Here is a 25,378-nt window from a genome sequence, read left to right on the forward strand (position 1 = left end):
GGGAACATCCCATGATGTACCGTCACCTCCATGTCGGCGGCCGGGCGACCACGGCCGACCGCCCCGTCACCGCCCCCGTCCGGGGCTCCCCGGCCCAGGACACCGATGGCGACCGCCATCCCCCACCCCCGAGGAAGGGCCCGCTCAGATGCCCGGTTTCACCACACGTCCCCAGCTCCGCGGCGATTTCGGCATGGTCGCCTCCACCCACTGGCTGGCCAGCGCCACCGGCATGTCCCTGCTCGAACGCGGGGGCAACGCCTTCGACGCCGTCGTCGCCGCGGGTTTCACCCTCCAGGTCGTCGAGCCCCACCTCAACGGCCCCGGCGGCGAGGTCCCCGTCGTCTTCCAGGCGGCGGGCGCGGAGCCCCGCGTGCTGTGCGGACAGGGTGTGGCGCCGGCCGCGGCGACCATCGAGGCCTACGGGGGCATGGACCGCATCCCGGGCAGCGGCGTGCTCGCCGCCACCGTGCCCGGCGCCTTCGATGCCTGGATGCTGCTCCTGCGCGACCACGGCACGATGACCGTCCGCGACGTCCTCGACCACGCCATCGGGCTGGCCGAGCGCGGCTACCCCGTCCTGGACCGGATCGCCGCGGCCGTCACCGCCCTGCGCCCCGTCTTCTCCCGGCACTGGGCGGGTTCGGCCGCCGTCTACCTCCCCCACGGAACGGCGTCCGCGCCCGGCTCCCGGCTGCGCAACCCCGCACTGGCGGCCACCTACCGCCGGATCGTCGCCGAGGCCGAGGGGGTCGGCGGCGACCGCGAGGAGCAGATCGAGGCGGCGCGCAGGGCCTGGTCGCAGGGCTTCGTCGCCGGGGCGGTCGGCGAGTTCCTGGCCTCTCCCGTCCCCAGCGGCACGGGCGAGCCCCAGCGCGCCCTGCTCACCGCCCAGGACATGGCCGACTGGAGCGCCTCCTACGAGGATCCGGTCGGCGTCGCCTACGGGGCCCACACCGTGCACAAGACCGGCCCGTGGGGCCAGGGCCCCACCATGCTCCAGCAGTTCCGGCTGGCGGAGGCCCTGGGCACCGGCCACGACGTCCGCGACGGGATCAGCGCCGACTTCGTCCACCGGGTGGCCGAGGCGGCCAAGCTCGCCTTCGCCGACCGCGAGGCCTGGTACGGCGACCCGGACTTCACCGACGTCCCCCTCAAGGAGCTGCTCGGCTCCGACTACACCGCCGGGCGCGCCGCCCTGGTCGACGACGCCCGCGCCAGCATGGAGCAGCGGCCCGGCCGCGTCGGCGCCCGCTCCCCGTTCGAGCCTCCCCTGTACGTGCCCGGCCGGACCCCCGGCGACCGCACGACCGGGGAGCCGACCGTACGCGACGCGGCCCTCTCCAACCCCGCGGACCTGCGCGGCGACACCTGCCACGTGGACGTCGTGGACTCCTTCGGCAACATGGTCTCGGCCACCCCCAGCGGCGGCTGGCTCAGCAGCTCCCCCGTCATCCCCGACCTCGGCTTCCCGCTCGGCAGCAGGGCCCAGATGTTCTGGCTCGACCCCGACTCCCCCAACGCCCTGGCCCCGCGCAAGCGCCCCCGCACCACCCTGTCCCCGACCCTGGTCACCAGGGAGGACGGGCAGGCCGTGCTGGCGATCGGCACGCCGGGCGGCGACCAGCAGGACCAGTGGACGTTCACCGCGCTGCTGCGCATCCTCAACGGGGTGGACGACCTCCAGGAGGCGCTGGACACACCCATGTTCCACACCAACGCCTTCCCGAGCTCGTTCCACCCGCGCGAGACGGTCCCCGGGGACCTGGTCGTGGAGCCCGGCGTCGGCGAGGACACGATCGCGGACCTGGTGGCACGCGGGCACCGGGTGCAGGTCGCGCAGCCGTGGTCACTGGGGCGGCTGGCGGCCGTGGCCCGCGACCCCGACACCGGCGAGCTGCGCGCGGCCGCCGACGCCCGCGCGTCGCAGGGGTACGCGGCGGGCCGCTGACACGGAGGGGACACGGGGCGGCGGCCCACGGGACGGCGCCGGCCGCGATGTGGTCCGGGTGCGGATTGAGAGCGCTTGCCTGCCTTGATCTGGCCTCTTGCCAAATCGTCCGGTCACTGCTTATGTAGACCTGTGCAGCGGATCCCCGGGAACTCCCGGAGTGCCCTCCGCCGCAACTCGGAACCATTGAATACGGGGTTCGCGCGCTGTCTCCCCCTCCCTCAGCGACGGCCCTGTTCCCCCTCCTGACCGAGGCCTGCCTTCCCCTCCCGGCTGGGTTTTTCGGACAAGGAGAAAAGAGTGGGCCGTGGTGCCGCCGACGCGGTGGCACCACGGCCCACTCCTGCTTTTCCCGGTGTGCCGCATTTCCCTCGCACCCGAGGGATTTCCCCGCCCGGGCCGATACCGGACGGGGAAATCCCGGGAATCACGCGTTGACGCGCACCGCGCCGGCGTAGTTCTGGGTCCGCACCGGCGTGACGCGCACGTCGAGGCCGGTCCGCGGGGCCTCCAGCATCATGCCCTCGCCGAGGTAGATGGCGACGTGCGAGATGTAGTCCGGCGCCGTGGGGTCGGACCGCCAGAACAGCAGGTCGCCGCGCTGGAGGTCCTCGTACTCCACGCGCTCGCCGGCGTTCCACTGGTCGTGGGTCACCCGGGGGATGCTCACCCCCGCCTCGCGGAACGCCCACTGGAGCAGCCCCGAGCAGTCGAACCCTACGTCGGGGGTGGTGCCGCCCCAGACGTAGGGGACGCCGAGCTGGGTCTCGGCGTTCGCGATGACCTGCTCGATCACCGTCGAGGGCACGGCGTCGCCGTCGACGAGGGGTTCGGGGGCGTCCGCCACGAGCTGGAGCGAGGCGTCCTCCCCGAGGGCCTCCCCCAGGGCTTCGTGCAGGTCCCACAGGTCGGCTTCGGGCGCCGAGACCACCAGGGCGTTGCCCTCGGGCATGCCGAGTTCGGCGGCGCGCTCCCGCGACACGAGCGCGTCGATGCCCGCGATGCCGGAGGTGGCGTGCGTCCACACCTCCACGGGGATCTCGCCCCGCCCGCCCGCGACGGTGACCTCGCTGCCGACCTCCAGTCCGCGTTCGGTGCCGACGTCCCTGGAGAGAGCTATGCGGCCCTCGGCCACGCCCTGCCAGACCTCGTCGGACTCGGCGGAGGGCTCGGGCGCGTGGTTGCGGAAGCTGGAGGGGGAGACGCCGAGGACCGAGGTGGGCTCGCCGTCGATCTCGACGCGGGCCGCGTCGACCGCCAGGGCGGCCTCCACGCCCTCGACGGCGCGGACGGCGGCGACGGCCTCGCGTGGCAGCTCGCGCGGGGAGACGGCGAAGTACTCGACGCTGCGCGCCTCGCGGAAGGGGGCCACGTAGGCGTCGCGTTCGAGATCGGCGACGTCGGCGACGTCGGGGGGCCGGGGGTCGGCCCCGCGGTCCTGTCGGGGGTCGGTGCCGCTGGGGGCGTTGAGGGAGAGTTGCTCGCTGACGGGGGGACGGTCCTCGACCACCGGGTCCGCCCAGGCAGGGCTGGCTCCGAGGGCGGTGAAGGCGACCGCGAACGCGACCGTGGTACCCGTACACGTTCTGAAACGGCTCCGCACGGGGAGATCTCACCTTTCTGTGAGCCACCCGGGGTGTGGGGGACCCCTGAGGCGCACGGGCTGTCTTTCCTTGCCGATGGTTACCGCGTCCAAGAATGAGCGCACCAGGACGAGTTTGCAAGAAGCCCACGCCGTCCGGTGGTGGACGCCCAGGTCCCGGCCTCGCGGGCATTCTAGAGGTGCGCGTAGTTGTCCGTGACGACCGTCGCGAGGGGAAAGCGTACGGGGGTCTCCCCGAAGAGCGTCGTCCGGGTCTGCGCCTCCGCGTCGGCGACCGCGCGCACCGCCTCGTCCGCCAGTTCGGCGGGCACGTGCAGGACGACCTCGTCGTGGACGAAGAAGACGATGCCGCCGCCCTCCGGCATGTCCGGCAGGCGCCGGCGCAGCGCGGCGAGCAGCACCAGCGCCCATTCCGCCGCGGTGGCCTGGACGACGAAGTTGCGGGTGAAGCGGCCGTGGGCCCGTCTGCGGCGGTCGCCGCCGGGGCCCGAGACGGCGGCGGCCCAGTCGTCCGGGGCGGGCGAGGTCCGGCCCAGCCAGGAGCGGACCACTCCGCCGCCCTCCCCCGTGCGCGCGGCGGAGTCGACGTGGTCGAGGGCGCGCGGGTAGAGGCGGCGCATGGTGGCCAGCAGGGGCGCGGCGTCGCCGGAGGTCTGGCCGTACATGGCGGAGAGCATGCCGATCTTGGCCCGTTCGCGGTCTCCGCCCACGTGCACGGCGAGGCGGGCGTAGAGGTCCTCCTCCGCGGCGGCCGCGGCGAGCGCGTCGTCCCCGGAGACGGCGGCGAGCACGCGCGGTTCGAGCTGCCCGGCGTCGGCGCGGACGAGCACCCAGCCGGGGTCGGACCGGACGGCCCCCCGCACCGACTTGGGGATCTGCAGGGCGCCGCCGCCCCGGGTGGCCCAGCGGCCGGACACGACGCCGCCGACCACGTAGTCGGGGCGGAAGCGGCCGAGCCGTTCGCCCCGTGGGCCGGGGCGTTCGCCGACCCAGGTCTCCAGCCAGGCCCAGCCGTTGGCCGAGTGCAGCCGGGAGAGCTCCTTGTAGCGCAGCAGCAGGGGCACGACGGGGTGGTCGACCTGCTCCAGCACCCAGGACCGGGTGGACTCCACGGGGTGGCCGATCCACGCCATGGCCTTGAGGACCTGGGCCGGCGAGTCGGGGTTGACCTCGCGGCCGACGGCGTCGCCGATGCGGGCGGCGAGGTCGGCCAGCACGGGCGGGCGCCGCCCGGCCGGAGGGCGGGACCCGAGGATGTCGGTGAGGATCCGGTCGTGGACGTCGGGCCGCCAGGGCAGGCCGTCGTGGCTCATCTCCGTGGCGGCGAGCCCTCCCGCGGACTCCACGGCCGTGAGCAGGCGCATCCGCCCGGGGTCGGGGAGGTCGGCGATACGGCGCAGCTGGTCGCCGTGCACCTCGACCAGGGCGGCGAGGCGGTCGGTGCCGGGGGGCAGGGTGGAGCGGTCGGCCTCGAAGAGCGCGGGCTGGGCCGCGGCGCCCTCGCCGAGCGGCCGGACCGGATCGGCGGGGACGGGCAGCCCGTGCAGCCTGGCCCACGCCGCGCCGAGGGAGTGCGCCTCACGGTGGCGCACCTGGTGGCCGAGGAGGAGTGCCTCGGTCAGGGCCGCGTCGTGGCAGCGGGAGACCCGGACGCCCGCCCTGACCAGGTCGGGGTAGACGTCCTCCCCGGCCGACCACACCCACCGGGGCGGCTCGGGCCCCGCGTGCTCGGCGGCGCGGACGGCGGCGGCGAGGTCGGCCACACGCCGGACGGGGCCGGGGACGGCGTCCAGTTCCTGGAGCCAGCCGCCGCCCTCGCCGTCGGCGACCACTGCGATCCGCATGCTCCCATTCTGGCCGCGACCGCCGACATTCGGCCGCCTCCGGCACGGACGCCGTGTCGGCCTCCCCTCCCAGGGGAGGGGCCGCCGGGTCCGGGGCCGCCCGTGCCGCACCGGTACGGCCCCGGCCGTACCGCTAGCGGCCTCCGTCCCCGGCCCGGACGACGTTGGCCAGGGGCTCCCCCGCGGCCCAGCGGGAGAGCTGGGCGTCCATGAAGGTCCGGGCGCGGGGGTAGAACGCGGCGGAGCCGCCCGCGACGTGCGGGGTGACGAACACCCCCGGCGCGTCCCACAGGGGGTGTTCCACCGGCAGGGGCTCGGGGTCGGTGACGTCGAGGGCGGCGCGCACCCGGCCGTTCTCCGCCAGCAGGGCACGGGTGTCCAGGACGGGGCCCCGCCCCACGTTGACCACGAGCGCGTCGTCGCGCAGCAGGGCGAACTCGGCCGCGCCGAACAGGCCGCGGGTGGCCTCGGTGAGCGGGGTGACCAGCACGACGACGTCGACGTCCGGCAGCAGGGCGTGCAGCTCTCCGGCCCCGTGCACGCCCTCGTCGGGGCGCGCCCGGCCGGCCACGCGCACGACCTCGGTCTCGAAGGGGAGGAGCCTCTGCTCGACGGCCCTGCCGATGCTGCCGTAGCCGACGATCATCACGCGCGAGTCGGCGAGGGAGCGCAGCGGGACGGACTCCCACCGGTGGTCCCTCTGCGCGACCGCCCACCTGGGCAGGTCGCGCTGGGCGGCCAGGATCAGGGCGAGGGTGTGCTCGGCGGTGCTGGCGTCGTGCAGACCGCGCCCGTTGCACAGGGTCACGTGGTCGGGGACCAGGGGCAGGACGTGCTCGTAGCCCGCCGAGAGGAGCTGGACCACCTCCAGCGAGGGCATCCGCGAGATCACGTCGAGCCGCTCGTCGACGCCCTGGGAAGAGGGGGTGTAGGGCACCTGGTAGAAGGCGACCTCGTCGAGCCCGGCCTCGGGGACGCGTCCTCCGGCGTAGACGTCCACCGTCAGGGAGGCCGGGGCGCCCTCCCTGTTCTGTTCCCACTGCACCAGTGCTCGGCCGCCCATGTCGCCGCATCCTCTCCCTCGGTCCGTGTCACCGGCCACCCTAGTGTCCCGGGTCGACCGAAGTCCGATGGTGGGACGAATCACACGTTCACCGACCCCTCTCCCCCGCCGTCACGGGGGTGCGGCGCGCGGGCCGAACTGGCGGAGGGGACGCCGGGCCCTCCGGGCTCACGGGCGTGCGCCGCGCGCCAGTTCGTAGCAGGCGATGGCCGCGGCCGCGGTGACGTTGAGGGAGTCGACGTCGCGGTCGGCCATCGGGATGTGCACCCGTGCGGTGGCGCGCTCCAGCCAGCGCGCGGACAGCCCGTCGCCCTCGGTCCCCAGCAGCAGGCCGACCCTGTCGCCGGGGGCGAGGGCGGCCATGGCGTCCCGGATCGGCAGGGACCCCTCCCCCGGGGTGAGGGCCATGAGGTGGAACCCGGCCCCGCGCAGGGTGTCCAGGCCGCCGTGCCAGTCGTCCATGCGGGTGTGGGGGAGGGTGAAGACCGCGCCCATGGACACCTTGACCGACCGCCGGTACAGGGGGTCGGCGCAGCGGGGCGCGAGGACGACGGCGTCCACCCCCAGGCCAGCGGCGCTGCGGAAGATCGCGCCGACGTTGGTGTGGTCCACCAGGTCCTCGAGCACGACGATGCTGCGGGCGTCCCGCAGGACCTCGTCGAGCGGGGGCAGCGCCCTGCGGTGGAAGGCCGCCAGCGCGCCCCGGTGCAGGTCGAACCCCACGAGGCGCTCCGCGGTCTCCTCGGTGACGACGTACAGGGGGGCGCCGGAGCCGGCGACCACGTCGTCGAGGGCCTCGGCCCGGCGCTCGGTGAGCAGGAAGCTGCGGGGCCGGAACCCGGCCGCGGCGGCCCTGCGGATCACCTTGTCGCCCTCGGCCATGAAGAGGCCGTGCTCGGCCTCCAGGTGGCGGCGCAGGTTCACGTCCCGCAGGCGGGTGTAGTCGGCCAGGCGCGGGTCCCCGGGGTCACTGACCTTGATGACGTCCATGGGACGGGATTATCCCCTGCTCCGGGACGCGGGTCCGACCCGGGCGGCGGGCCGCCCGCCCCGGAGGGGTCTGCGGCCCCGGGCGCGCGGAGGCGCCGGGCGCCACGGGCCGGACCGGCCGCCGGCGCGCAAGGGGTACCGCCCCGACCGGGGTCCGGGCGGTGCGGGAGGGGTCAGCCGATCTGGTCGGTGAGGGCGCGCAGCCGCTGCCAGCGCGCCTCCTCGCAGGAGCCCTTGCGGGTGAGCGTCGTCTCGACCTCCTGGCCCTCCCAGGTGCCCACGACGGTGGCCTCCTCCTGGCCGTACACCTTGTCGGTGCAGACGGTGCCCTCGCCGACCTCGGTGAACAACTGCTCCCCGCCCGGGTCCGCGGCGGTGGTGGGCTCGGCCTCGACCCCGGCCAGGGCCTCCTCCGGCTCCTCCTCGGAACCCTCCGCGCCCTCGGTCCTGCCCTGGAACTCGACGGCGGCCAGGGCCAGGTCGGCGCAGGTGGCCGGGTCCTCCTCGACGACGCCGGTGCAGCGCAGCGTCTGCACCCAGGCGCGGTCGCGATCGCTCAGCTGGATCTGGAGGTAGCCGACCGGCCCGGGCTCCGCCACCTCCTCGGGCTCGGGCTCGGGGACGGCCGGACCGGCGTCGGGGGTCATCGCGGTGGTGGCCTGCACGTCCTGCGGCGGCATCATCGACGGACCGACGACCACTCCGTAGGCGATCGCGCCGACGCAGCAGGCGCCGGCGAGCATGGCGGTGCCGATGGTGCCTCGGCTCCGGTGGTCACGGTGCGATGGGGACATACCAAAAACCCTCGGGGGTCGGTTGGTCACGAGTCGTCCACCGGGGAGTGTGAGTCGGGGTGGACGCCAGGGGCGGGGCCCAAGCTTAGCGGGCGGTGCGGAGCACTCCTCCGAGAGCACCGTAACAAAGCGATCACCCCGATCCGGCGTCTCCGGGGCTCCCGCGCCTCCGGTCCGCCCCTTCCGCTTCACCGTTACCAACGAGTAGGGTCCAGGTGAAGAATCGTTCGCACCCCAGGGCGCGGTCGTTCGTCTCCACCCTGTGGGACGCCGGCCGACGCGCGATGGTTCGCCCCTCTCCCCTACCGCGGGTGCGGGACGCCACCCCCGCGGCCTCCCCTCGCACCCACCCGGCTTCCGGGCGGCCGCCGGTCGGAAGCCGGACACCGCCACACCCCCGGAGTGCCCGTGTCCAGTGGACGCCACCGCCATCCCTCCCCGACCCGCCGGACCGCCCGCGGTGCGTTCAGGTCGCCGCTGGGGATCACCGCCGCCGTCGTAGCGATCGTCGCCGTCGCCGCGATCGCGGTTCCGGTCGCCCTGAACTCGCTCGGTTGCGGCGAAACCCGCTACCTGCGCGTGTCGGCGACCCAGAGCATCGCCCCCGTGCTGCGGGAGGCCGCCACCGAGTTCAACGCCGACCGTCCCGGATACGGCGGCGCGTGCGTGTACGCGCAGGTGGACGAGATCGCTCCGCACCGCACCATGACCGCGCTGACCGGCGGGCGGGCGGCCGACTCCACCATCGCCCCGCACGTGTGGGTGCCCGAGTCGTCGGCCTGGGTCGAGCTGGCCCGCGTGTCGGGGGGCGGGACCCCCGGCATCGGGACCGATCCGCCGTCCCTGGCGTCCTCCCCGGTGGTCCTCGCCGCCCCCGAGCGGACCGAGGGCATGCCCGACCCCGACGACACCAACTGGACCGCGGTCCTGCCCGACGGCCGCGAGCCCGACCGCCCGCTGGTCATGGTCGACCCCAACCGCGGGGCCGACGGGATGACGGTCATGCACGCCGTCCGCCGCCACCTGGGCTCCGGGGACGGGGCGGACACCGCCATGACCGACTTCGTGCGCGACGTGCAGACGGACAGCGCGTTCGGCGAGATCGACCTCGCCACCTTCTACACGGGGTCGGAGGCCTCCGCGGAGCGCCCGGACCCGGTGATCGTCGTCCCCGAGCAGGCGGTGGTGTCCTACAACCAGGACCGCGCGGAGTCGGCGCCCCAGCTGGCCGCCCACTACCCGGCCGAGGGGACGGTCAGCCTCGACTACCCCTACGTCACCACCACCGACGAGGAGGCGCTGCGGTCCGCGGCGGCGGACCTGTACGAGGTGCTGCGCGACGACGCCTACCGCTCGCGCCTGCGCGACCTGGGGTTCCGCGACCCCGACGGAAGGGCCTCGTCCGCCCTCGCCGGCCGGCCCGGGCTGATCCCCGAGGAACCCGCCACCCACGAGGACCTGACCGGGGACGCCCTGCTGGCCTCGGTCACCGACTGGAACCGTCTGTCGATGCCCAGCCGCACGCTGGTCCTGGCCGACGTCTCGGCCAACATGGCGGACGACCTCGACGGCGCCGGCGGACCGACCCGGATGGAGGCCGCCCTCCAGGCGGCCCTGCTGGGCCTGGCGATGTTCCCCGACGAGACCGACATGGGCCTGTGGCTGATGTCGGACGCGTACGGGGAGGAGGGCCGCGAGGAGTCCGCCGACATGCACCGGCTGGGCGCCTCGGACGGCGACGGGGACTCGACCCGCCGCCAGGAGCTCACCTCCGTGGCGGAGGGCGTCGAGGTGCGCGGCGGCGGCTCGCGCCTGTACGACAACATCCTGGCCGCCTACGACGAGGTCCAGGACGCCTACCACGAGGACAAGATCAACAGCGTCATCCTGCTCACCGCCGGGCAGGACGAGGGATCCAGCGACATCTCGCACGCGGAGCTCGTGGCGGCGCTGCAGGACCGGTTCGACCCCGAGCGGCCGGTCAGCATGTTCATCATCGCCTTCGGTTCCCAGGCGGAGGAGGCGGAGCTGAGGCAGGTCGCCGACGCGACGAGCGGCTCGGCGTTCGTGACCGACGACCCGGACGAGATCGGCGACATCTTCCTCAGCTCGATCTCACGCCGGCTGTGCGTTCCCGACTGCGACAACTGAGGCCGTGCCCGTGTCGGCGCCGGTCCGGGGCGCTCCCCGGACCGCGTCGGCGACGACAGCGCCCGATGGTCTCGATTGGATATCGGAATCGGGTTTCGGCCCGAGCGCTCCCGAAAACCCGGTTCCCGGAACGGCCGCCCGATATCCCGGGGCGACCGGCGCTGAGCTCAGGTTCACCCCCGGTACACCCCCGCGTCGACCTGCCGCCACCGGCCCGCCCGGCCTCCACCCGGTCCGGGCGGTTGAGTACCGTTCCCACCAGTAACACACCGGTGGCCGGTTCGCTCCCGAGGCGGACCGGTACGCGCGGCCCGTCCCGGGCCGGTCGCCCCCGAGCCGACATGTCTCCCCCTGTACGGCGCCCCCGTCCGTACACCACCCCGTGAGGAAAGCTGTGGGACGTCACCGCGGAAGATACGCAGAAGAGCCCTCCAACCGGGCCAGACGCCGGCGCGGCCGGGGCGGGGCCTTCGTGGCCCTGGCCGCCGCCCTGGTGATCGTGCTCGGCCTCACCGCCGCGGGCGTGTACATGTTCGGCGAGTCCGACGGATGCGGCGGCTCCGACATCGCGCTCGACGTGGCCGTCAGTCCCGAACTCGCCCCCGCAGTCGACCAGGTCGCCTCGGACTTCAACGCCGGGGAGAACCGGGTGGACGGGCGCTGCGTCCGGGCCGAGGTGCGCCAGGTCGACTCCGCCAACGTCGCCTACCAGATCACCGGTTCGGGAGCCACCATGGGCGACACCGAGTCCGACGTGTGGATCCCCGACTCCTCCATGTGGCCCCGTCTGGTCCAGAGCCAGGCCGGGGACGCCGTCATCACCGAGACCGGCACCTCCGTGGCCCGGTCCCCGCTGGTCCTGGCCGAACTCGCCGAGTTCGCCGACGGGGAGGCCGCCCTCGCCTGGGCCGACGTCATCCCCACCTCCGCCCCCGGGGAGGCGTCCGAGCGCAGCGTGCGCGTCGTCGACCCCGCCCGCAGCTCCACCGGCCTGAGCACCCTCTCCCTGCTGCAGTCCGCGCTGGAGCGGTCGAGCCCCGACGCCGACACCTTCAACGCCCACATGACGGCCGCCCTCCAGGCACTCCACCAGGGGGCCTCCTCCGACGAGGACGCCGCGTTCCTGGCCCTCAGCGGCGGCCAGGCCGACTCGCCGCCCGCGATGGTGATGTCCGAGCAGGCCGTGTGGCGCTACAACGCGGCGCACGAGGAGGCCTCCGCCCGCGCCAACTACCTGGAGGGCGGCACCTACTACCTCGACTACCCGTACGTGGTGCGCAGCGAGGACAGCGACATCACCCGTGCCGCCGAGGTGTTCCGGGAAGCGGTGCGCTCGGACGAGGCCCTCCCCCACCTGCTCGCGCAGGGGTTCCGCGGCCCCGACGACCAGATGGACCCCGCCGTGCTCACCGAGGACGTCGGCTTCACCGAGGACGCCCCGGAGGAGCTGCCCGTCCCCTCCGACGGGGCCGTCACCGATCTGACCCGGTCGTGGAACCAGCTCAAGATGGACTCCCGGGTGCTCGCGATCGTGGACGTCTCCGGGTCGATGCTCGCCGAGGTGCCCGGGACGGGGATGACCCGTATGCAGGTGACGGGCGCGGCAGCGACGGAGGGCCTCCAGATGTTCACGCCCACCTCGGAACTGGGCCTGTGGGAGTTCTCCACCGACGTCAACAACAACCTGCACTACCAGGAGCTGGCGCCCGTCCGCGAACTCCAGGCCACGGGGGACGGCGGGACCGAGCACCGCGACGCCATCGCCGGCGCGCTGGCCGGGCTCCGACCCCGCCCGCAGGGCGACACCGCGCTGTACGAGACCTACCTGGCCGCCTACCAGGAGATGTCCCGTACCTACCGGCCCGACCGGACCAACGTCATCCTCATGCTCACCGACGGGGACAACGACAACCCCGGCGGCATGGAGCTCGACGAGCTGATGACGCAGATCGACGGCATGGCGAGCCCCTCGCGCCCCATCCCGATCATCACGATCGCGTTCGGGCCGGACGTGCAGAACCTGGAGCCGCTCCAGGAGATCGCCGCCGCCACGGGCGGCGCCGCGTACATGACGGAGGACCCCACCGAGATCGGCGACATCTTCCTCCAGGCGTTCTCCCTGCGGCTCACCGAGGACGACCCCGGGGCCGAGTAGCGGCCCCGCCCCGGCGGGGCCGGGGCGGCCGGGCCCCGGTGCGGACCGCGTCCGGGCCGCACCGCGCACGGCCCCCGGCGTGACTGGGGGTGACAAGACCCTGTCCTAGGGCGAAGGGGATATGGACTTCTCCCCCGGGTTGGCGTACTCAGGGAGGGGCCGGGGAACGCCCCCGGCGCCCGGCCCCTCCCCCGGGGCGCGTGCCCCGCGGCCGGCGTGCCCGGGCCGTCCGGCCCGTCCGGCGTCGGGCCCGGCCACACGACGACCCGATTGGGAGTGCCATGGCGAAGGCGTGGATGCCCGGTGCCGCGAGACTCGACGGCGGGGCCACCCGAACACCCCCCGGCACCGGGGCCCCGCGCGCCGTGTGGACGGTGACCGGATCCGACCCCGGTTCGTGGTCCGCGCACGAGGAGGCGCGACGGCTGGTGGACGAGGGCCGCGCGACGCACCTCGTCTGGAACCCGCTGACCGGCGAGACCGTCCAGACGCTGGCGGCGACCAGGCGCGTCGGTGTGCAGCTGGGCGGCACCGACCTGTACGAGCAGCACCTCGACCACGGACACGAGGGCCGGGTGTGCCTGGTGGTGTCGGTGGTGGCCTTCCGGGAGACCCCGTTCACGGACGGGCCGATGGTCGGCCTGGCCCCGCTGCTGCTGTGGCTGGACTCCTGGGGGGTGCGCCGTGCGTGGCCCGCCGGCCGTCCCGGGTCCGAGGGCCCCAAGGCCGAGGTCGCGGCCCGCGCGTGGGCCCGGGGCGGCCACTTCGGCCACGACCAGGTCCCGGGCTCCTCCGCCAAGGGGCCGGGAAAGCTGGACACCGCCTGCCTGCTGTCGGCGGGGGCCCGCCCCGACCGCCCTGCACCGGGAACAGACACCGCAGGGCAACTCTCGGCGACGCCCCGAGCACGAAGGGCGACGAGCTCGTGATCCGCACACCACCGGGCACGTGGGACCGGGTGCCACTGGTCGAGCGCCGCTCCGCCACCCCTTAGTCTGTCGCCCATGGGTGGATCTATCGAGCCGGGTTGGTACGCGGACCCGCGAGGCGACGCGCAGACGCTCAGATGGTGGAACGGCGACGAGTGGACGCGGCATACCCGTTCCCTGAGCGAACTCCAGGGCGGTGCCGACGGCCAGGACGACGAGGGGGCCGCCACCGCGTTCCTGGGCGCTCCCGACCGGGGGGGTTCCGCCGCCCCGGACGAGGAGGAGGCCGGGACCGTCCGGCTGGGCTCCGCAGCGGCGGCGCCCGCTCCGGTCGAGGACGAGCCCAGCACCATGCGGATCGACCCGTCGTGGGTCCAGGGCGCCTCCGGGCCCCCCGCCCCGGTGGACGACGAGCCCAGCACCATGCGCATCAACCCCTCCTGGGCCCAGGACGCCTCCAGCCCGTCCGACCCGACCCCGGCGTCCCCCACCCCCGCGCCGATCGGCGAGGACCCCGGCACCGTGCGTATCGACCCGTCCTGGGCCCGGAGCGCCTCCGCCCCCGCGGCCCCGGCCCCGGCCCCGGTCGGCGAGGACCCCGGCACCGTGCGCATCGACCCCTCCTGGGTCCACGGCGCCTCCGATGACGAGACCCCCACCGCCGACGTGCGCGGCCCCGGCGCGGACGAGGAGCCGACCGCCGACCTGAGCGGCGTCGGCGCGACCATGCGCGTGGGCCCCGGCGACATCTCCGGTCGGGACCAGGACGAGACGCCCACCGCGGACCTCGGCGACGACGACATCCCCACGGCCAACCTCACCGACGACGACATCCGCCCCGCCCCGCAGACGGCGGTGTTCACCCCCTCCTCCGACGCCCCCGGCACCGCCGTGTTCACGCCGTCCGCCCCGGAGCCGTCCGGAACCGCGGTGTTCGACCCCTCCGACCCGATGTTCTCGGGCGCCGGGAACAACGAGGACTCCGAGGGCAAGGGCGGCAAGTTCAACAAGTTCCTGGGAAGCCTCAAGGAGGGCTGGGCGGACCTGTCCGAGGAGCGCAAGGAGCAGCGCCGCCAGGCCGAGGAGGAGGCCGCCAAGCAGCGCGAGGAGGAGCGCGTCCGCAAGGAGGCCGAACTCCGGGAGGAGGCCGCACGCCGCGCGGAGGAGCAGGCCCGCAACCCCCAGGCGCAGCCCCCCGGCCAGGCGCCGGGCGCCGCCGCGGCCGTGCCCGGCGAACCGCAGCCCGGGCAGCCCTGGCCCTCGCCGGCTCCGGACCAGCAGGCCCAGGGGTACGCCCCCGGACAGCAGCCGCCGGGACAGCAGGTCCCGGGAAGCCAGTCCTCCGGGGCGCAGCAGGCACCCGCGCAGCAGTATCCCGGCGTCCCGCCCCTCTCCGGTCCGCAGTCGGGGCACGCCGTTCCGCCGGGCGCCCCCTCCGGCCCGTATCCGAGCGGCTTCCCGCCGCACCAGCGGTCCGGCCCGCAGATCCCGCCGTCGGGCCCCCAGCCCGGCTTCCCCCCGGCGCACCACCAGGGCGGTTACCCGCCGCCCGGGTACCCGCCGCAGCAGATGGGCAACCCGAACATGGGCGGACACCCCCACCAGGGTCCCCCCATGCCGCCCCCTCAGCACATGAACCGCCCTCCCCAGGGCCCGCCGCCCGGATACCCCCGTGCCGGCGTGTCCGGCGGGCAGCCGCCGATGGGCGGGGGCCACCAGCAGCCGCAGCGGGGGCCGGGCCGGCCGCCCGGCGGCGGCCTGTACCCGCAGCAGCCCCCACAGGCCCCTCCGCAGCCGCAGAGGAAGAAGAAGGGCGGCTGCGGACGCGGCTGCGGCTGCGGCTGCTTCTTCTTCCTCCTGATCCTGGTGGTCGTCCTCGGCCTGGCCTACGTCCAGTTCTGGGGCGTCTACGACTGGATGGACGCCGTCTTCGGCGTCAGCGGCCTGGTCTGGGACTGACCCGGCCCCAGGGGCGGTCGGGCCACGGGCCCGGCCGCCCCTTCGTCATCCCCGGCACTTCCCACAACCTCTAAGCTGACCGGTATGAATGACAGTTTGGTGTGGATCGACTGCGAGATGACGGGCCTCGACTTCGAGAACGACGCGCTGATCGAGGTGGCCTGTCTGATCACCGACGGTGAGCTCAACGTCCTCGACGAGGGCGTCGACGTCGTGATCAGACCGCCGCAGGCCGCACTGGACGCCATGGGCGACTTCGTCCGCGACATGCACACCAAGTCCGGCCTGCTGGAGGTGCTGGACAAGGGCGTCACCCTGCACGAGGCCGAGGACATGGTCCTGGAACACATCCGCCGGTACGTGACCGAGCCCCGCAAGGCCCCGCTGTGCGGCAACTCGATCGCCACGGACCGCACCTTCCTCGCCCGCGACATGAAGCGCATCGACGAGTTCCTCCACTACCGGATGGTGGACGTGTCCTCCATCAAGGAACTGCTGCGCCGCTGGTACCCGCGCGTGTACTACGCGAGCCCCGACAAGAACGGCGGGCACCGGGCGCTCGCCGACATCACCGAGAGCATCCGTGAGCTGCGCTACTTCCGCGCCACCGCGTTCGTGCCCGAACCCGGTCCCAGCTCGGCCGAGGCACGCGCCGTCGCGGCCCAGGTGATCGCCGGGGGCAACGGACTCAAGCCCCGCGACGGGGCCTCCGGGGACGCCGGGGCGGAAAACTGATCGAAGCACTCCCCGGAGTCCGCTAAGATTTCATACGTACGCAGGGCCGCGAGGCCAGGCGAACGTGGTGGGTGTAGCTCAGCCGGTAGAGCACTTGGTTGTGGTCCAAGAAGTCGCGGGTTCAAGTCCCGTCACTCACCCCAGAGGCACAAGCCCCTGACCAGCGCAGAAGCGCAAGGGTCAGGGGCTTTTGCGTTGCCGGGGTGCACCGGCGGGTGCACGGGGCCCAGAACCGGAGTCGGCCGCCCTGGTCGTCGATCCCCGCACGTGGCAGGATGACGCCCATGTCCCAAGCACCCCCCTTCGGGGTCCCCCCGAACTCCCCCCGGCCCGGCTACCGGTCGGGCACCGCGCCGCAGCGCCGACAGGGGTCGCCCGCGGACAAGGCGATCACGATCGTCCTCATCTGCCTCGCGCCACTGGTGTGCCTCGGGACGAGTGCCTGGGGCTTTTTCTCGGTCATGGCGACCGCGAGCTGTGGAAGCGACTGCGGCGGCGCCGTCGACACGGCCGTCCCACTGATGATCTTCTCGCCGTGGGTGGTCTGGCTGATCGTCACCGTCTGGTCGATCGTGCACCTGAGCAGGAGGAGGCCCGCCGCCTGGGTGATGCTGCTCGGCCTGGGGGTGGCGACCGTGATCTACGTGGCGGCGAACATCGTGCTGTTCATCGGCGTGGGCTGACCATCCGCGCGCACGGCGACCGCGCTCGACTCCTCGCCCTCCGGAGCGACCTTTCCGGGCCCCGTGCGGGGAACCCGCCCGATCTCCGCGCATGCCGGTGGCGGCCCGGAGTCCCCCTGTGCGGTGCCCACGCGCACAGGCGGTTCCGGACCACCGCGGCTTCCGGCGGCAGAGCCCCCTGCCGGGCTCTGCCGTAGATGCGTCCGGCTTCGGGACGAGCACCTCTCCTCTCGGCGCGACCGTGCCGTCACCGCAGGCGGCCACCGCGTCTTGTGGCCGGTGCGGCGACGACGGTTCCCCGACCGCTTCCGTGCCCCGCCCGCCGCGGCGCTCGGAGAGCGGCCTGCCCGACCCCTCGGGCTGCCGCCGGTGCGTACCTCCGCCCAACCGGATTCCGCACCGGGAGGGACGGGTGCCGTCGTCCGTCAACCGGTTCTCCGTGGCCGGTGAACCGGGGAGCGGTTTCCGACCGGGCGGACCGGAGGTCCCCGGGCCGGGGTGGACGTACCCCCGCCCTGCGGTCGGCGGCTGCGCGGAGCGGCCGGGCGCACGGCCCGTTCCCCCCGCCGGGGACGGACCTGTCCACCCCCGCTCCGGAGCCGGTCCGCGGCGCCGGGGCCGGGAACACGTGCGGCATGGCTTCCCACGACCCCGGGGACGGTGCCTCCGGGAAGGCCGGGCCCTCCCTCGGACCGGTCCGGTGAGGGGACGGGGGAGTTCTCGTCGTGGACGGCGGCGCGGTCCCCGGCCGGCCCGGCGTCAGCGGCCCCGCGCGGGAGGCTGCCCATGAGCCCGGCCGGGCCGACGGCCTTGCCCGGGTACCGCGGCGCGCCGTGGTCGACCACCAGCACCGGCGGCGCGCTCCCGACGTCGAAGCGGAGCCAGGCCGCGGTTCCGGACTCGTCGCGTTCACCGAGCCGGAGGTGGAGGTGGGACTCCCCGTTGTCCACGGCCCACCGGTAGGCCTCGGTGACGTCGAACTCCACGCCCCCGTCCACGGGGCAGGCGGCCTGCCCTCCCGTGATGCTCCGGGTGTCGAGCAGGGCGCGGGCCTCGGGCTGGTCGTTCCAGGTGGTCCCTCCGTGGAAGGGGTCGACCCGGTGCACCTGCGCGTAGGAGGTGCTGTCGCAGTCGTAGGACCACACCACCTCGGTACGGAGCACCGCGGAGTCGACGACGGCGCCGGGGCCGGGCGCGACCGGGAACCGGAACAGGGCCCTGCGGGTGTAGACGCGGTCCCAGGCGAGGCGCCCCGTGCCCACGCTGGCGGTCTCGGCGCCGCCGTAGGACCGGTCGGGGAAGGCCCGGTCGACGTAGGTCCACGCGGAACTCCCGGCTTCGGCCCGGCCTCCGCCGGAGCGCACCTGTTCGGGAGGGCCGTCGGCGTCGGAGCCGGTCGGCCCGGGGGCTCCGTCGGCCGGGTCGGTGCTCCCCCGCGCGCCGCTCAGCTCCTCCCGGGCGCCGCGCTCCCCGGAGGCGACCGGCCCGCCGGCGGCCGGGGCCTCATCGTCGGCCGCGACCGGGGCGGCGGCCAGCAGCGAGAGGACCAGGGCGAAAATCGCACAGGCCGTCGTCGCACGGGGCAGGGAACGACGCATGACGGGGGGTGCCTACACATTCCGACTATGACCGAAAAAGAATACGGGCGGGACATGCGGGCCCCGCTCCGACAACCAGGAAGTTATCAAATTCCCGCAGCGGCCCACAAATCCCAGCGGCATAAATACAGACCAAAAACAGAATTACTACCACCGGAAACACGGTGCCATCCGTAACGACCTCCGCACAGAAGAAATCGAACTCATGATCGACCTTTAATCGGCGACCATAGAACTGCGCTTCACGTCGGTCCGAAAATCGGCCGCTTCCCGGGGTTCAGGGACACACGCCCTCCGCGACAGCGCCTCGCGAGGGAGGGGCGTCCGTGCCCCGGCCGCTCCGGCGGGTCCGCCATGACACGGCGGTCGCCCCGCGAACCGGGGTGCTTGTTCCGTTCCGCCTCCCCGCCGTCATTCCCGGGCAGCGCGGCGGCGGGTCGTGGAAGCGCGGCGTCCAGAAGACGGACCTGGCCGGTCGGACAGCACTCCACGCCCGACGGGGATCCGCCTTTGACAGAAACCCCTTATCCGCAGACTCTTTTCGGAAATCCGGAAAACGCATATACGTCGGTATCGATGGTCGGGCGCTCTTTCCGCCGCCCCGTCCCGGCCGGACGCCGTGGGGCGGGCCCGGTCGCCTCCGGCTCCCGCCGGGACGGCCTCCCGGGGCTCACCCCTCGTCGGCGTCGTCCTCGGACCGTTCCCCGGGTGGGCGGATGCGGCTGGCGAGCCGGTAGTCGGCGCGGATGTCCTCGTAGACGACCCCGGTCATGACGGGCCGGGGAAGTCCCGAGCGGTCGCTGCCGGCGGCCCCCTCCTGGTTCGGCTCCCCCCAGGGCCGGGACACGACCTCCGGGGCCTCGTGGAAGACCAGCTCGTCCGCGGTCGCGGAGGCGCTGATCTCCACGTCGTACTCGGTTCGTTTCCGGTCACCCATGGTCTCCACCCCCGTCTGCCGCCGGGCGGGTCCGCGTCCACCGGGCCAGGCGGCCCCGGGCCCTACTTCCGGGCCCTGCCGCCGGTGCCCTTGGCCGTGCCCCCGGCGCCCTTCCCTGTACTCTTCGCCGCGCCCTTCGCCGCGGTCCCGGCGCCCTTCGCGGCACTCCCGGCGCCCTTGGCCGCGGCCCCGGCACCCTGGCCGGCGCTCTTCGCCGCGCTGCCCGCACCCTTGCCGACGTCCTTCGCAGCGGCCCCGGCATCCTCGGCCGCGCCGCCCACGCCCCTGCCGACGTCCTCCGCAGCGCTTCCGGCTCCCGCGCCGACGCCCTCCGTCGCCTTCCCCGCCCCCGTGCCGACGTCCTGCACCGCGCTGCCGGCTCCCGCGCCGACCTCCTCGACCGCGCTCCCCGCACCGGCGCCGACGTCCTCCACGGCCTTCCCCGCGCCCCGGCCCACGCCCTCCACGGCGCCTCCGGCGCCCCGGCCCAGGGCCCCCACGGCCTGTCCCGCACCGCCCGCGACCTGCTCGAGCGAGGTCCCCACACCCCGGGTCACCTGCTCGAGGATCTGCGGGTTCGTGTCGATGGTCTGCAGCACCCGGGTGATGATGTCCCGGACGTTGTCGAGCCGGACCTTGAGCAGGGCCTGGGCCTCGACGCCCTTGATGTTCAGGTGGACGCGGCCGAGTTCGACGTCCGCCCCCACCTTCAGTTTGAGCAGGTCCAGCACCTCGGCCTGGAGCGAGACGGAGGCCAGGAGGTTCTCGACCTCGAGCTCGATCTCGTCGACCTTCAGAACCGGCACGTCGAGGAGCACGTCCGTCTCCTCTCTGCCTGGGTCCCGGTGGACGTCCTCCCGGAGGGGCTCCAGTTCCTCCTCCGCACCGTCGGACCGCCTCGCCCGCGCGGTCCCCGGCTTCGCGGTCCCCTCGTCCGGGGCATCGCCCTTCCCTGTTCTCCTGCCGCCGGAGCGCGTGGTCCGCTCCTTGCCCTTGCCGGTCTCCTGGGGACTCTGGTTCACCGTGTCGGCACCCTTCTGCGTGGTCCGGGCGCACCCGGCCGTCCCCGCGCCCTCCCGGGGATGCGGTCCGCCCGTCGTCCATGGCGCGAACACCCGCACCGAACGCCCTGTTCACCGCCGCTCGGGAAGCGCGGGTGTGTCCGCCCCCTGTACCCGCGACCGCCGCCGGAAAAACCGTTCCCCCTGCTCAGGGCGTCTCCTGCGACTCCGTCCCGGCGCTCCCCGGCGGTGCGTCCCACGCCCGGAGCGGCTCAGGGCGGCGCCCCCGCCGACCCCCGGCCGCCGAGGCGGCGCAGCGCCTCCTCCCAACGGCTCCGGCGCTCGTCACCGGTGAGCTCCCACCAGGGGGTCCCGCGTTCGCCCAGGCCCTCCTTGGCCAGGGCCACCCGGGACCGGGCCAGCCGCTCCGCCCCGGGATCCCGCGAGCGCAGCGCCGCCGCCACGTCCCTGCGGGCCGACATCAGGTGGCCGACCAGGTCCTCGCGCACCCCGTCCGGCAGGTCGGGGTCGCTCGCCCGCCACCGCCGGCCGCCGATCACGACGTGGCGGCCGTCGGCGGTGCGTTCGGGTTCCCGCATGTCGGGAAACCTGCCCCGTGGCGCGGGAGGCCACACCGGCCGCTGACCGGCCGGGCGCCCTCCGCCCGTCCCCGCGGGCCGGGGGCGGCGCCGTGCACGCCCCCGGCGCCACCGGCTCAGCGGGCGGGGGCCACGCCCACCGCCACGGCGAGGTCCTGCCAGGACATGCCGGACCCCTTGAACACGTTGGGGCGGTCGGTGCTGCGGTGCGCCTCCCCGCGCACGAGGGGTGCGAGGCCGACGAGGTCCTCTGCGGTGAGCGTCCCCTCGCCGATCGCGAGCACGACGTCGCCGCACTCGCGCAGCGCGGCGCCGCGCTCCTCGACGACGACGTGGGAACGTCCCATCAGTGCCGCGTCGAGTTCGCGGCGGTCCGGTTCGTGGGAACCGATGGCGACCACGCAGGCGCCGTCGCGGACGAGGGAGCCGTCGAACAGGGGCTCGGCGGCGGACGTCGCGCACACGACGATGTCGGCGTCCGCGACGTCGGCGGCGGTGCCGGCCTCCGCCGTGATGCCGTGCGCGGCGATCTCGGCGAGGGCGGACGCGACCTTGCCGGGGGTACGGCCGATCAGCCGGACGTCGGCGAGGTCCCGGATCCCCGCGATCGCCACGGTGTGCGAGACGGCCTGCGGACCGGTCCCGAACACGACGAGCCGGGAGGCGTCGGGCGCGGCGAGCCGGTCGGCGGCCACGGCGGAGGTGGCCGGCGTGCGCAGCGAGGTGAGGGCGACGCCGTCGACGAGCAGGCGCGGTGTCAGCGTCCGCGCGTCCATGAGCATGTAGACGGCCTGGATCCGCGGGAGTCCGCGCCCGGGGTTGTCCGGGGACACGGACGCGATCTTGACGCCGACCCACTCCCCCAGCGTCGAGGGCATGAGCAGCAGGTGGCCCTCCCCTGCCGGGGCGTGGGCGCGGGCCGGGTCCCCGGCCGGGTCGAAGCCGTCGAGCAGAGCGCTCTCGACCAGTTCCCGTGCGCGCGAGGGGCTGATCCGGGCGCGGACCTCCTCCGCGTCGACGAGGGGCAGGCCGGCGGGTGCGGGGTTCATGGGGTCACCTTGTCGTTCTCTCTGGCGGCGATCGCCGCGGACTCCTTGCGCACGATCCGTCCGGAGAGCGAGACCGCGCAGATCGAGATGGCCGCCAGGACCACCAGGTACGCGGCGATGGGCCACCAGGCGCCGTCGAACCGGGCGAGCAGCCAGGTCGCCAGGAGCGGCGCGGTGCCGCCGGCGAGGGCCGCGCCGACCTGGTAGCCGAGGGTCACACCGGTGTAGCGGACGCGCGTCGTGAAGATCTCCGAGGTCAGGGTGCCGAGGGTCGCGGTGACCGGGGGCCACACGAGGCCGAGGCTGATCACGACTGCCGCGTACACGGCCCAGTCCATCCGGAGGTCGAGCAGCATGAAGAAGGGGGCCGCGAAGGCGGCGATGAGCACCGCGCCCCCGAGGAACACGGCGGGGCGGCCGAGCCGGTCGGAGAGCCTGCCCATGAGCAGGATGCCGAAGGTGCTGACGAGGGCCCCGGCGCTCACGGCGTTGAGGACGACGGACTGCTCCATGTCGAGCGTGCCCGTGGCGTAGCTGACGACGAACGTCGCGAAGATGTAGAACGGCGCGGTCTCGACGACCTTGGCGCCGACGGCCACGAGCACGGAACGCCAGTGGTCGCGGAGCGTGTCGATGATCGGCAGCTTGGCGACGTCGCCGCTCTCCTTGGCCTCGCGGAACGCCGGGGTCTCGGCGAGGCCCTTGCGGATCCACAGGCCGACGAAGACGAGGACGACGCTGGCGACGAACGGGATGCGCCAGCCCCAGGACTCGAACGCGGCCGCGGGCATGAGGCTCACGAGCGCGAAGGCGACCGTGGACATCAGCATGCCGATGGTGATGCCGGTCTGGGGCACGGAGCCGAAGAAGCCCCGGCGGTTCTCGGGCGCGTACTCGTAGGCGAGGAGGAGGGCGCCGCCCCACTCGCCGCCGATCGCCAGGCCCTGGACCACGCGGCAGAGGATCAGCAGGACCGGGGCGAGGACGCCGACCTGGTCGTAGTTGGGCAGCAGGCCGATCGCCACGGTGGCGCCGCCCATGAGCGACAGGGTGATGACGAGGGTCTTCTTGCGGCCGATGCGGTCGCCGATGTGGGAGAAGACGATGCCGCCGAACGGCCGGATGAAGAAGGTCAGCGACAGCGACAGGTACGACAGCATCAACGAGATCAGGGGGTCGTCGTTGGGGAAGAACTGCTTGTCGAAGATCAGCGCGGCGGCTGTCGCGTAGAGGAAGAAGTCGAACCACTCGATGGTGCTGCCGCTGAGGCTGCCGATGAGCACCCGGCGGTTGGTGGCCGGTTTTCCGACCGTGGACTGTTGCGGTGACACGCACAACTCCTGGGGGTGGGGGCCGACGTGACGTGGGCCTCACGAAGGGGACTAGTGCAACGTACAATTTCACATTGCACTTAGGCAAACCCTCGTGACCTGGTCGGTTCCCGGACCGCCGCCGTCGCGGAGGCCGTGTCAGGACTCGGGGAGGCCCGCCCAGACCCCGCGCACGTGCCCGAGGTGGTGCCTCATGAGCGCCTCCGCGCCCGGGGCGTCGCGGGCCTCGACACGGTCCAGCAGGGCGTGGTGCTCCCGGGCCGTGGCGGTGAGGCGCCCCTCCTGGTGGAGGCGGCGCAGCGCCGACAGGCGCGACATGCCGCGCAGGCGCCGCACCTCCTCGACGATCCGGGCGTTGCCCGCGATGGCGAGCAGCTGGAGGTGGAAGGCCGTGTCCGCGGCGACGAACTCTCGGAGCTCCCCCGACTCGGCGGTCTCCGTGAGCCGGTCCGCGAGCGGGCGCAGCCGGGCGACCTGCTCGGCGGTGGCCGTCCCGGCGACACGGCCGACGGTCGGGACCTCGATGAGGGCTCGCAGCTCGATGATCTCGTCGAGCGCGACGTCGCCGAGTTCGACCACCCGGTACCCGCGGTGCCGGATCGTCTCGACGAGGCCCTCCCGGGTCAGCTCCATCATGGCCTCCCGGACCGGGGTGGCGGAGACGCCGAGGCGTTCGGCCAGCGCCGGGGCCGAGTAGATGGTGTCGGGTGCGAGCTCCCCGGCGACCATGGCCTCGCGCAGCACCTGGGTCACCCGGGAGCGGAGGCTCGTGGGCTCGGCGAGCGACCCGAGGACGGGAGTCGTCCGGGCCCGGCGCGCGTCGATGCTCATGCGGTGCGTTTCCTCCTCGGGCGGGCTCCTGTCGCTCCCAGGATGCCACGCTCCCCGCCGGGGCCCGCCGGAGCGGGGGTTCCGGGCCCTTCCCTGCGGTGCTCCGTCCGGCTCCGGAGGCGGCGCCGCGCGCGGTCGGCCCAGGTCCCCCACGGCATTCCTCGCACTCCCTTGGGTTTGTCCCGGCTCGGACCCGGGCAGCGGCACGAGTGCGGCACGAGCAAGGTCCGCGACCACAAGGGAGACGACATGATCCGCAAGCTGTCCGAACTGGGCGTCACCTCCGAAATGGCCTACTGCGCGGGCGCAGCGTCCATCGGCCTGACCATTCTGACGTGGCTGGCGTCCAAGAAGAAGGAGGACGCCGGCAAGGACGCGGCCGAGCGCAAGGGCCTGTTCGTCGGTGAGTGGGCGCCGACCTTTTTCGCGCTCGGGGTGGCGCTCAGGCTCGAAGAGGCCAAGAAGTAGGGCCGCACAGCAGAGCGGGCCCCGTCGCGAGCTTCGCGGACGGCAAGCCCGGCCGGTCTCCCGGCCGGGCTTCGGCGTGTCCGGCGCGGCGGTCCGGGACCTGCGCTCCGCGGAGTCGGTGCTGCGCCGCGCCGCCCGCGAGATCGACGACCACCCCCTGGACGCCGCCCGCGGCGCCGTGCTCTCCGCGAGGGTGCGCGCGGTCGTCGCCGGGGCCTGCGCCGGTGTGCTCCCGCGGGGATCCGTGGGGAGGGCGGGGTTCCCGTGTGCGGCCGGGCCGGCGCCCGGTCGGGAGGTCCCGGGGACGGGGACGGGGACGGAGACGCGGGACGGCCCCGCACGGTGGGTACCGTGCGGGGCCGTGCCTTCCCGCTGTGTTCGGCCTCAGTGTGCCGGGCGGGCACCCGAACGCGGGAAGTCCGGTGCGGCGTCGTCCCGGGTCACCGAATCCTTCGGCTCCGGGCGAGGCCGCTGAGCCAGCTGAGGGGGCTCCTGCGGGGCCGGCGGCCGCGCGGAGGGGTCCTGCCGGCCGGGAACCGCAGCGGGTTCCCGGGGCCGGGCGTCCGCACGGGGCGGCCGGGCCGCCCCAGGGGGCCGCCTCCACGGGCCAGCGGGTTGCGCCCCGGCGCCAGCGGATTGCGTCCGCGTGCCAGGGGTGTGCGGGCGGCGGGTCGCCGTCGCGCCGACGGAGCCCACTTGGCGGTCAG

The 25,378-nt window shown here is 74.3% G+C and carries 20 protein-coding genes and 1 tRNA gene; 9 read left to right on the forward strand and 12 right to left on the reverse strand.

The genetic code is table 11. From position 1 onward, the window contains the following. Positions 1–148: 148 nt before the first annotated feature. A complete protein-coding gene (locus OUQ99_RS24235) occupies positions 149–1,951 on the forward strand; it encodes a gamma-glutamyltransferase family protein (RefSeq protein WP_267946091.1) in 1,803 nt (600 codons plus the stop codon). Between the two features lie 427 nt (positions 1,952–2,378). Here OUQ99_RS24235 and OUQ99_RS24240 read toward each other — a convergent pair whose 3' ends face one another. The 5 genes from OUQ99_RS24240 to OUQ99_RS24260 form a co-directional block, all read right to left on the reverse strand. Next, positions 2,379–3,554, reverse strand: coding sequence for a C40 family peptidase (locus tag OUQ99_RS24240; RefSeq protein ID WP_267946092.1), 1,176 nt, complete (start codon positions 3,552–3,554; stop codon positions 2,379–2,381). A gap of 173 nt (positions 3,555–3,727) precedes the next feature. Beyond that, the gene (locus tag OUQ99_RS24245; protein WP_267946093.1) at positions 3,728–5,398 is read right to left on the reverse strand and encodes a bifunctional 3'-5' exonuclease/DNA polymerase; all 1,671 of its coding nucleotides are present in this window, start codon (positions 5,396–5,398) and stop codon (positions 3,728–3,730) included. A gap of 133 nt (positions 5,399–5,531) precedes the next feature. Next, positions 5,532–6,461: a 2-hydroxyacid dehydrogenase gene (locus OUQ99_RS24250; protein ID WP_267946094.1), complete on the reverse strand. Its 930-nt coding sequence runs from the start codon at positions 6,459–6,461 to the stop codon at positions 5,532–5,534. Between the two features lie 168 nt (positions 6,462–6,629). Continuing rightward, positions 6,630–7,451, reverse strand: a complete 822-nt coding sequence (locus OUQ99_RS24255) for a TrmH family RNA methyltransferase (protein WP_267946095.1) — start codon at positions 7,449–7,451, stop codon at positions 6,630–6,632. A 173-nt stretch (positions 7,452–7,624) separates the two neighbouring features. Beyond that, on the reverse strand, positions 7,625–8,245 hold the full coding sequence (locus OUQ99_RS24260; RefSeq protein ID WP_267946096.1) for a hypothetical protein: 621 nt from the start codon (positions 8,243–8,245) through the stop codon (positions 7,625–7,627). A 408-nt stretch (positions 8,246–8,653) separates the two neighbouring features. Here OUQ99_RS24260 and OUQ99_RS24265 point away from each other — a divergent pair, with 408 nt between their 5' ends. The 7 genes from OUQ99_RS24265 (at position 8,654) to OUQ99_RS24295 (ending at position 16,857) form a co-directional block, all read left to right on the forward strand. Continuing rightward, positions 8,654–10,396 (forward strand): substrate-binding and VWA domain-containing protein, encoded by a 1,743-nt coding sequence (locus OUQ99_RS24265; protein ID WP_267946097.1) that lies wholly within the window; start codon positions 8,654–8,656, stop codon positions 10,394–10,396. Positions 10,397–10,790: 394 nt separating this feature from the next. Then, positions 10,791–12,551, forward strand: coding sequence for a substrate-binding and VWA domain-containing protein (locus OUQ99_RS24270; protein ID WP_267946098.1), 1,761 nt, complete (start codon positions 10,791–10,793; stop codon positions 12,549–12,551). Positions 12,552–12,832: 281 nt separating this feature from the next. Continuing rightward, a complete protein-coding gene (locus OUQ99_RS24275; RefSeq protein ID WP_267946099.1) occupies positions 12,833–13,480 on the forward strand; it encodes a hypothetical protein in 648 nt (215 codons plus the stop codon). A 75-nt stretch (positions 13,481–13,555) separates the two neighbouring features. After that, entirely contained in the window at positions 13,556–15,439 is a 1,884-nt protein-coding gene (locus tag OUQ99_RS24280) for a DUF2510 domain-containing protein (protein WP_267946100.1), read from the forward strand. Between the two features lie 84 nt (positions 15,440–15,523). After that, the gene (gene orn / locus OUQ99_RS24285; RefSeq protein ID WP_267946101.1) at positions 15,524–16,174 is read left to right on the forward strand and encodes an oligoribonuclease; all 651 of its coding nucleotides are present in this window, start codon (positions 15,524–15,526) and stop codon (positions 16,172–16,174) included. A 67-nt stretch (positions 16,175–16,241) separates the two neighbouring features. Continuing rightward, positions 16,242–16,317, forward strand: a tRNA-His gene (locus tag OUQ99_RS24290). A gap of 141 nt (positions 16,318–16,458) precedes the next feature. Then, positions 16,459–16,857, forward strand: coding sequence for a hypothetical protein (locus OUQ99_RS24295; protein ID WP_267946102.1), 399 nt, complete (start codon positions 16,459–16,461; stop codon positions 16,855–16,857). A gap of 425 nt (positions 16,858–17,282) precedes the next feature. On the opposite strand, the gene OUQ99_RS24300 is transcribed toward OUQ99_RS24295, so the two are convergent. The 7 genes from OUQ99_RS24300 to OUQ99_RS24330 form a co-directional block, all read right to left on the reverse strand. After that, complete coding sequence (locus tag OUQ99_RS24300; RefSeq protein ID WP_267946103.1) at positions 17,283–18,455, reverse strand: DNRLRE domain-containing protein; 1,173 nt, start codon at positions 18,453–18,455, stop codon at positions 17,283–17,285. A 670-nt stretch (positions 18,456–19,125) separates the two neighbouring features. After that, the gene (locus OUQ99_RS24305) at positions 19,126–19,392 is read right to left on the reverse strand and encodes a hypothetical protein (protein WP_267946104.1); all 267 of its coding nucleotides are present in this window, start codon (positions 19,390–19,392) and stop codon (positions 19,126–19,128) included. A 62-nt stretch (positions 19,393–19,454) separates the two neighbouring features. Continuing rightward, entirely contained in the window at positions 19,455–20,414 is a 960-nt protein-coding gene (locus tag OUQ99_RS24310) for a hypothetical protein (protein ID WP_267946105.1), read from the reverse strand. A gap of 251 nt (positions 20,415–20,665) precedes the next feature. Then, positions 20,666–20,992, reverse strand: coding sequence for a hypothetical protein (locus OUQ99_RS24315; RefSeq protein ID WP_267946106.1), 327 nt, complete (start codon positions 20,990–20,992; stop codon positions 20,666–20,668). Positions 20,993–21,108: 116 nt separating this feature from the next. Beyond that, positions 21,109–22,041: an ornithine cyclodeaminase family protein gene (locus OUQ99_RS24320; RefSeq protein ID WP_267946107.1), complete on the reverse strand. Its 933-nt coding sequence runs from the start codon at positions 22,039–22,041 to the stop codon at positions 21,109–21,111. Next, positions 22,038–23,372: an MFS transporter gene (locus OUQ99_RS24325; RefSeq protein WP_267946108.1), complete on the reverse strand. Its 1,335-nt coding sequence runs from the start codon at positions 23,370–23,372 to the stop codon at positions 22,038–22,040. The genes OUQ99_RS24320 and OUQ99_RS24325 overlap by 4 nt, the downstream gene beginning before the upstream one ends. A gap of 138 nt (positions 23,373–23,510) precedes the next feature. Continuing rightward, positions 23,511–24,203, reverse strand: a complete 693-nt coding sequence (locus OUQ99_RS24330; RefSeq protein WP_267946109.1) for a GntR family transcriptional regulator — start codon at positions 24,201–24,203, stop codon at positions 23,511–23,513. Between the two features lie 249 nt (positions 24,204–24,452). Here OUQ99_RS24330 and OUQ99_RS24335 point away from each other — a divergent pair, with 249 nt between their 5' ends. Then, positions 24,453–24,671, forward strand: a complete 219-nt coding sequence (locus OUQ99_RS24335) for a hypothetical protein (protein WP_267950482.1) — start codon at positions 24,453–24,455, stop codon at positions 24,669–24,671. Positions 24,672–25,378: the final 707 nt, after the last annotated feature.

This window comes from Streptomonospora nanhaiensis, assembly GCF_026642255.1.
GTDB classification, from domain to species: Bacteria; Actinomycetota; Actinomycetes; order Streptosporangiales; family Streptosporangiaceae; genus Nocardiopsis; species Nocardiopsis tropica.